Raw genomic sequence first — 7506 nt, 5'->3', positions numbered from 1 at the left:
GGCCGACACGGCCGACACGGCCGACACGGCCGACACGGCCGACACGGCCGACACGGCCGACACGGCCGACACGGCCGACACGGCCGACACGGCCGGGACGGCCGGAACGGCCGACACGGCCGGAACCGCCGGAACCCCGTCGGGTGGAATTCCGTTCATCCCCAGGGCCCGTACCGGGACGACGTCTCCGGAGACGACGCGGTCCCCCGCTCCGTCCGGCGACGGCACCGCCCGTCCCCTGCGCCGCCGCGTGCGCGGTGCCACCCTCCGGACCACCGCCGACGCCGACCGGCAGGCGGCACGGCAGGCCCCCCGGCCCGCCGACGCGGAAGCGGTCCGCGCCGCGCTCGACGAGTTCGAGGCGGCCGTGGAGCGCGCGAACCGCGACAGCGGCACCCACCCGACCACCTCTGGCCGGCACCATCAGAAGGACCTCCCGGAAGGAGCTGAGCAGTGAGCACGCCGTCAGGTGACACCCCGACGGGAGGCACCACGCCGACCGACCTTCAGGCCGCCGCAGCCGACTTCACGTGGCTGCTCAACCGGTTCGCCACCGAGACCGCGGGCGTCGTCGACGCCATCGCGGTGTCCTCCGACGGCCTGCTCATCGCCGTGTCGGCGCTGCGCGAGCACGCCGACTCCGAGCGGCTGGCGGCGATCGTCTCCGGCATCACCAGCCTGGCCGCCGGCGCCTCCGGCAACTACGGTCTGGGCGGCCTCAACAAGGTCATCATCGACCTCGAGGGCGGCCATGTGCTGGTCTCCGCGATCGGCAGCGGCGCCGTCCTCGGCGTGGTCACCGACAAGGAGGCCAAGCTGGGCAACATCGCCTACGAGATGACGCTGTTCGCCAACCGGGCGGGCAGCGCGCTCAGCCCACAGCTGGTGCTCGAGCTGAAGAACAGCGTCGGCTCCGCGTCGATGCGCTGACCGGGCCGGGCCCGGCCGAGGAGGAAGACAATCCATGGCGGACGGCTCCCCGCACCCGGGCCGGGAGCCGGTCGGCCCCGCCCCCGCCGTACGGCCGTTCCTCGTCACCGCCGGCCGGGTGGCGCCCACCGCGCCGGGCCGGCCGGTACCCGTGGAGACCCAGGTGGTGGCGACCGCCGAGGGCCTCGCGGGGCTCGACGGGCTCTCCTTCGAGCAGCACGACATCGTCGCCGCCTGCCGGCTGCCGCAGTCCATCGCGGAGATCGCGGCCCGGCTGCGGCTCCACCTCAACGTCGTGCGCATCCTGGCCGAGGACCTGCGCGCCGCCGGCCACCTGACGGTGCACATCCCCGTCTCCGGCGACGTCCACGACGCCACCGTCCTGCGCAGGGTGATCGACGCCCTGCGTGCCATCCCCGACTCCCGAGGGGTAGTCCGTGACACCGACTGAACCGGCCACGCGCCCTTCAGCCGCCCGTGCGGCCGCCGTACGACCGCCGCTGCCGGTCAAGATGGTGATCGCGGGCGGCTTCGGCGTGGGCAAGACCACCGCCGTCGGCGCCATCTCCGAGATCGAGCCGCTGACCACCGAGGCCGCCATCACCGAGGTCGCGGCGGGCGTGGACGACCTGACCGGCACCCCGGGCAAGACCACGACCACGGTCGCGATGGACTTCGGCTGCATCACCATCGACCCGACGCTCAAGCTGTACCTGTTCGGCACGCCCGGCCAGGAGCGCTTCGGCTTCATGTGGGACGACATCGTCGAGGGCGCCATCGGCGGCCTGGTCGTCGTCGACCCGCGCCGCCTCGACGACTGCTACACGGCCGTCGACTACTTCGAGCACCGGCGGATCCCCTTCGCGGTGGCGGTGAACGCCTTCGACGGGAAGGTCCCGTACACGCTGGAGGAGATCCGCTGGGCGCTGGACGTCGCCGACCGCGTCCCGGTCGTGGTGTTCGACGCCCGTGAGCGCGGCTCGGTGCGTGACGCGCTGCTCGTCGTCCTGGAGCTGGCGCTGGCCCGCGCGGAGGGCTGAGAACGGGCCGGCCGGGGGCACGAGGAGAGGCCGGGCACGGGCCGAGTGCGCGAGCAAGCGGGCCCGGGGCGGATGGAGGTTCCGCCCCGGGCCCGCGGTCCTTCCGGCCGTCGGCCGCCGCGACGCACCCCAGCCGTCGGCCGCCGCGACGCACCCCGACCGTCGGCCGCCGCGACGCACCCCGGGCGTCAGCGGCCGCGGCGCACCCCGGGCGACACGACGAGCCGGGTCACCGCCCAGAACGCGCCGAGCGTCACCAGGGCCAGCAGCGCGACCAGGGTGGCGCCGCCCACGACCTTCTCGTAGTCGCGCTGGTAGAGGCCGTCGACGATGTAGCGGCCGAGGCCGCCGAGGCTGACGTAGGCGGCGATGGTGGCCGTGGAGACGATCTGGACGGCCGCCGAGAGCAGGCCGCTGAGGATCAGCGGGAGCGCGACCGGCAGCTCGACCTGGAACAGGACCCGCGGCTCGGTCATGCCCATGCCCCGCGCCGCGTCCACCGGTGAGGGGTCGACCGAGCGCACCGCCTCGTAGGTGGTGACCAGGATCGGCGGGACGGCGAGGACGACGAGGGGGATCATCACGGGCAGCAGGCCGAGGCCGAGCAGCACGAACATCAGCACCAGCAGGCCGAAGCTGGGCAGCGCGCGGGCGGCCGTGGCGACGAACGCGAGGGCGTTGCCGCCGCGGCCGGTGTGCCCGGTGACCAGGCCGACCGGCAGCCCGATGGCGGCGGCGACGCCGAGCGCGATCAGCGAGTACTGGACGTGCTCGCGCAGCCGGGTGGGGATGCCGTCGTAGCCGTGCCAGTGGGCGCCGTCGCTGAAGAAGGCGTTGACGAAGTGGAGGATGTTCACCGGGCGGCCTTCTCCCGTGCGGCCGCGGCCGGTTCGGGCCGGGCGTCGGGCTCGTCGGCGGGGCGGGTCCTGCCGGTGCCGCCGCGCGGCATCCACGGCGTCACCAGCACGCGCAGCAGGACCAGCAGGGCGTCCGCGACGATGGCGAGGACGGCGGTGCCGTTCACCGACAGCCACACCAGGCGCGGCTGGTGGTAGATCATGCCGTCGTTGAGGAGGTTGCCGAGTCCGCCCTGGTTGCCGATCAGCATGCCGATGCTGACCAGGGAGATGCTCGACACCGTCGCCACCCGCAGTCCGGCGATGATCGCGGGCGCCGCGATCGGCAGCTGCACCTGGAGGTAGCGGCGCACGGGGCCGAAGCCCATGGCGGTCGCGGCGTCCAGGGTCTCCTGGGGCACCGAGCGGACCCCTTCCACGATCGCCGGGATGAACACCACCAGGCTGTAGACGCCCAGGGGGATCATCACCGTGGTCTCGCTCTGGCCGGTGTAGTCGATGAGGACGACGAAGAAGGCGAGCGACGGGATCGCGTACAGCACGGTCGCCGCCCCGAGCACCGGCGGGTACAGCCAGCGCAGCCGCACGCAGGCCTGGGCGATCGGCAGTGCCACCAGCAGTCCGGCCAGCACCGGGATCAGCGCCTCGCGCAGGTGCAGGCCGACCAGGCCCCAGTAGGTGTTCTGCAGGTCGCTCGGGACGTCGAAGAAGCCGTTCATCCGGCGACCTTCGCGCTCTCCTCGTGCGCCCCGCGGATGGCCTCGGCGATCGCCTGCTGCGAGACGACGCCGGCCGCCCGGCCTTCGGCGTCCACCGCGACCGCCCAGCCGGTGGGCGAGAGCACGGCGCAGTCGAGCGCGGCGCGCAGCGAGTCGGCGCCGGCCACGAAGGGCCGCCCGTGCGCGATGAGCCGGCCGGGGTCGATCTGCCCGGCGACCAGGTCGCGCGGCTCGCTCCAGCCGAGCGGCCGGCCGTCCAGGTCGGTCACGAGGAGGCAGGGCGCGTCCCCGGTGTCGCGGGCGGCGATCTGCTCGGCGGTGGAGTCCAGGGCGACGATCGGGGTGGTGAGCAGGTCGAGGCCGGCGGAGGAGAAGAAGGACAGCCGCCGGATGCCCCGGTCCGCGCCGAGGAAGTCCTCGACGAAGTCGTCCGCGGGGCTGGACAGCAGTTCGGCGGGCGGCGCGAACTGGGCGAGCCGGCCGCCGGTGCGCATCACGGCGACCATCGTGCCGATCTTGACGGCCTCGTCGATGTCGTGCGTGACGAAGACGATGGTCTTGCCCAGCTCGCCCTGGATGCGCAGCAGTTCGTCCTGCAGCCCCTTGCGCACGACCGGGTCGACGGCCGAGAACGGCTCGTCCATCAGCAGCACCGGCGGGTCCGCGGCGAGGGCGCGCGCCACGCCGACGCGCTGCTGCTGGCCGCCGGAGAGCTGGTAAGGGTACCGCCGGGCGAGTGATTCGTCGAGCCCCACCCGCTGCATCAGCTCCCGGGCCCGCGCCCGCGCGTCCTGCTTGCTCCAGCCGAGCAGCCGGGGGACGGTGGCGATGTTGTCGAGGATCGTACGGTGCTGGAAGAGGCCGGCGTTCTGGATGACGTAACCCATGGACCGGCGAAGGGTGTTGACGGGCTGCTGCTGGATGTCCTTGCCGTCGAGGCGGATGGTGCCCGCGCTCGGCTCGATCATCCGGTTGATCATGCGCAGGGTCGTGGTCTTACCGCAGCCCGACGGACCGACGAGCACGGTGATGGAGCGGTCGGGTATCTCCAGCGAGAGATCGTCGACCGCGACCGTCCCGTCCGGGTACCGCTTGGTGACTGAATCTATCCGTATCAAAGCGCCGAATACCCCTTCGGGTCTGGCAGCAGGTGCTGCCCGCTCGTGCTGCCCGCTCCCGGCCACGGTCACGCGGGCCGCTGGGTGGAGAGTCTAGACCTCTCGTGTCGCGTCCTCTCGTCGAGATCACGGCGCGGTCCGGTCACGCCGGAGGCCTGACGGGGGCGCGGATCTGACGGTGCGCAGGTCTTACGGACCGGTGACGTGCCGGGTCGGGTCCGGCCCCGGCGGCGGTTCGGCGGCCTAGCGTTGGGCCATGCGTGTACTGGTCACCGGCGGTGCCGGGTTCATCGGGTCCCATGTCGTGCGGGCGCTGCGGGCGCGGGGCCACGAAACCGTCGTCCTCGACGTCCGGGCCGATCCCCCGTCCGACGTACGGGACGCGGAATCGGTCCGCCGCGCCCTCACCGGTGTGGACGCCGTGTGCCACCAGGCGGCGATGGTGGGGCTCGGCGCCGGCTTCGCGGACGCGGCGGAGTACGTCTCCCGCAACGACCTCGGCACCGCCGTACTGCTGACCGCGATGGCGGAGGCGGGCGTACGGCGGCTCGTGCTCGCCGGGTCGATGGTGGTGTACGGCGAGGGCCGGTACACCTGCGGCCGGCACGGGACCGTGCGGCCGGGGCCGCGGACCGTGGCCGACCTGGACGCGGGCCGCTTCGAACCGCCCTGCCCGGTGTGCGGGGCGGACCTCGCCCCCGGGCTGGTCGGGGAGGACGCTCCCGCCGATCCGCGGAACGTGTACGCCACGACCAAGCTCGCCCAGGAGCACCTGGCGGCGGCGTGGGCGCGGGCCACGGGCGGCTCGGCGGTGTCGCTGCGCTACCACAACGTGTACGGGCCGGGCATGCCCCGCGACACCCCGTACGCCGGCGTGGCCTCCTTCTTCCGCTCGGCGCTGGCGCGCGGCGTCGCGCCGCAGGTCTACGAGGACGGCTGCCAGCGGCGGGACTTCGTCCACGTACGGGACGTGGCCGCCGCCAACGTGGCGGCGCTGGAGGCCGGTTCGCCGGAGGGCGCGCTGACGGCGTACAACACCGGCAGCGGCGAGGTGCGCACGGTCGGCGAGATGGCGCGGGCGCTCGCGGCGGCGTACGGCGGCCCCGAACCGGTCGTCACCGGCGCGTACCGGCTCGGCGACGTGCGGCACGTCACCGCCGACTCGGCGCGGCTGCGCGGGGAGTTGGGGTGGACGGCGCGGGTGGGGTTCGCTGAGGGGATGCGGGAGTTCGCGGCGGCCGGGTGAGCGTCGGGGTGCGCGCTCGTGTCGGGGATGCGCGCTCAGGTCGGAGGCGCGTGCGCTCACGTCCGGGGCGCGTGCGCTCAGGTCGGGGCCGCGGGCAGGGTCACCTCGAAACGGCAGCCGCCGGGGATGTTGCGCACGCCGGCCCGGCCCTGGTGGGCCTCGACGATGCCGCGGACGATGGCGAGGCCGAGTCCCGCCCCGGCGGGCGGCGTCCGGGCGTGGGTGCCGCGCCAGCCGGTGTCGAACACGCGGGGCAGGTCCTCCTCGGGGATGCCGCCGCAGCCGTCGGTGACGGACACCACCACACCGTCGGCCGAGCGCTGCGCGGCGACGGCGACCGTGCCGTCTGCCGGGGTGCGGCGGATCGCGTTGACCAGCAGGTTGCCGAGTACGCGGCTCATCTCCTTGCCGTCCACCTCGACCGGCACCGGCTCGATGCGGTCGCCGACGAGCCGTACGCCGTGCTCGCGGGCGAGGGCGTCCGCTCCGGAGAGGGCGTCGCCGACGAGGTCGTACAGGGACATCCGGGAGACGGACAGGGTCAGGGCGCCGGCGTGGATGCGGGAGAGTTCGAAGAGGTCGCCCACCATGTCGTTGAGGCGTTCTACCTCGGTGCGCATCTGCCTCAGGTAGCGGGCGGGGTCGGCGGCGACGCCGTCCTCCAGGGCCTCGGACATCGCGCGCAGTCCGGCGAGCGGGGTGCGCAGGTCGTGGGAGATCCAGGCGACGAGCTCGCGGCGGGAGGACTCCAGGGCGCGCTCGCGTTCGCGGGACTCGGCGAGCCTGGCGCTGGTGGCCTCCAACTCCCGGCTCAGTGCGGCGAGTTCGGCGGCCGCAGGACCGTCGGGCGAGGTGAAATCGCCGCCGTCACCGAAGGAACGGGCGGCGAGCGCGAGGGCCCGGCTGCGGGCGGCGACCCAGCGGCCGAGCAACAGGGCGGTGGCGAGGGAGACCACGGCGGCCATCGCGACGACGGTCGTGACGACGCGCAGGTCGTGCCCGGACAGGAACATCGCCTGCGCGACCGCGAGCGTGCCCGCGAGCATCGCGGTGACGGCGACACCGGCGACCACGGCGAGGTGCGCGACGAGCGAGCGCCGTCGGATCATCAGCAGCACCCAGGCCCCGAGGAGCCCGGCCGCGCCGGCCCCGAGAAAGGCGAACAGGGCGATGAGCAGAGTGTCCCGCACGGTCACGCCTCCGCATGGGGTGCGTCGGGGGTTCGGGATACGCCGGATGCCTCGGACGCCCCGGACGCCTCCGATCCGTCGAACGCGTCGGACACCGCGGACGTCTCGGATCCGTGGGACGTCTCGGATCCGTTGGACGCCGCGGACACCTCGGATCCGTCGGGCGCCCTGGACGCCCCGGATGCATCGGACGCCGCGGACGCTTCGGAAGCCGCGGACGCTCCCACCGCTCCGGACGCCTCGGCCCCGTCGAACGCGTCGGACGCGTCGGACGCGTCGAACGCCCCGGATCCGTCGAACGCCCCGGATCCGTCGGACGCCCCGGATCCGTTGGACGCCCCGGATCCGTTGGACGCCGCGGACACCTCGGATCCGTCGGGCGCCCTGGACGCCCCGGATGCATCGG

At 74.0% G+C, this 7506-nt stretch carries 8 protein-coding genes and 1 pseudogene; 5 read left to right on the top strand and 4 right to left on the bottom strand.

The window, feature by feature from the left end:
* The 4 genes and pseudogenes from AB0G63_RS33570 to AB0G63_RS33555 all read left to right on the top strand — a co-directional run.
* Positions 1 to 457 (top strand): annotated as a pseudogene (locus AB0G63_RS33570) (ATP-binding protein); the annotation flags it as partial.
* Positions 454 to 930: a roadblock/LC7 domain-containing protein gene (locus AB0G63_RS33565; protein WP_360758231.1), complete on the top strand. Its 477-nt coding sequence runs from the start codon at positions 454 to 456 to the stop codon at positions 928 to 930. The pseudogene AB0G63_RS33570 and the gene AB0G63_RS33565, both read left to right, overlap by 4 nt.
* A 34-nt stretch (positions 931 to 964) precedes the next feature.
* Positions 965 to 1381 (top strand): DUF742 domain-containing protein, encoded by a 417-nt coding sequence (locus AB0G63_RS33560; protein ID WP_360758229.1) that lies wholly within the window; start codon positions 965 to 967, stop codon positions 1379 to 1381.
* Positions 1368 to 1970 (top strand): ATP/GTP-binding protein, encoded by a 603-nt coding sequence (locus AB0G63_RS33555; RefSeq protein ID WP_360758227.1) that lies wholly within the window; start codon positions 1368 to 1370, stop codon positions 1968 to 1970. The genes AB0G63_RS33560 and AB0G63_RS33555 overlap by 14 nt, the downstream gene beginning before the upstream one ends.
* Positions 1971 to 2158: 188 nt before the next feature.
* On the opposite strand, the gene AB0G63_RS33550 is transcribed toward AB0G63_RS33555, so the two are convergent.
* From AB0G63_RS33550 to AB0G63_RS33540, 3 genes are read right to left on the bottom strand one after another with little or no spacing between them, the layout of a single operon-like run.
* Positions 2159 to 2827: an ABC transporter permease gene (locus AB0G63_RS33550; protein WP_360758225.1), complete on the bottom strand. Its 669-nt coding sequence runs from the start codon at positions 2825 to 2827 to the stop codon at positions 2159 to 2161.
* Entirely contained in the window at positions 2824 to 3546 is a 723-nt protein-coding gene (locus AB0G63_RS33545) for an ABC transporter permease (protein ID WP_360758224.1), read from the bottom strand. The genes AB0G63_RS33550 and AB0G63_RS33545 overlap by 4 nt, the downstream gene beginning before the upstream one ends.
* Positions 3543 to 4664 carry an ABC transporter ATP-binding protein gene (locus AB0G63_RS33540; RefSeq protein ID WP_360758222.1) on the bottom strand — a complete coding sequence of 374 codons (1122 nt, stop codon included), beginning with the start codon at positions 4662 to 4664 and terminating at the stop codon, positions 3543 to 3545. The genes AB0G63_RS33545 and AB0G63_RS33540 overlap by 4 nt, the downstream gene beginning before the upstream one ends.
* 256 nt (positions 4665 to 4920) lie before the next feature.
* Here AB0G63_RS33540 and AB0G63_RS33535 point away from each other — a divergent pair, with 256 nt between their 5' ends.
* Positions 4921 to 5910: an NAD-dependent epimerase/dehydratase family protein gene (locus tag AB0G63_RS33535; protein ID WP_360758220.1), complete on the top strand. Its 990-nt coding sequence runs from the start codon at positions 4921 to 4923 to the stop codon at positions 5908 to 5910.
* Between the two features lie 77 nt (positions 5911 to 5987).
* On the opposite strand, the gene AB0G63_RS33530 is transcribed toward AB0G63_RS33535, so the two are convergent.
* On the bottom strand, positions 5988 to 7100 hold the full coding sequence (locus tag AB0G63_RS33530) for a HAMP domain-containing sensor histidine kinase (protein ID WP_360758218.1): 1113 nt from the start codon (positions 7098 to 7100) through the stop codon (positions 5988 to 5990).
* Between the last annotated feature and the right edge of the window lie 406 nt (positions 7101 to 7506).

It is taken from the genome of Streptomyces sp. NPDC020996 (genome assembly GCF_040641355.1).
Classification (GTDB): Bacteria; Actinomycetota; Actinomycetes; order Streptomycetales; family Streptomycetaceae; genus Streptomyces.
Note: the sequence above shows the minus strand (reverse complement) of the source record. Positions and strands in the feature narration are given on the sequence as shown.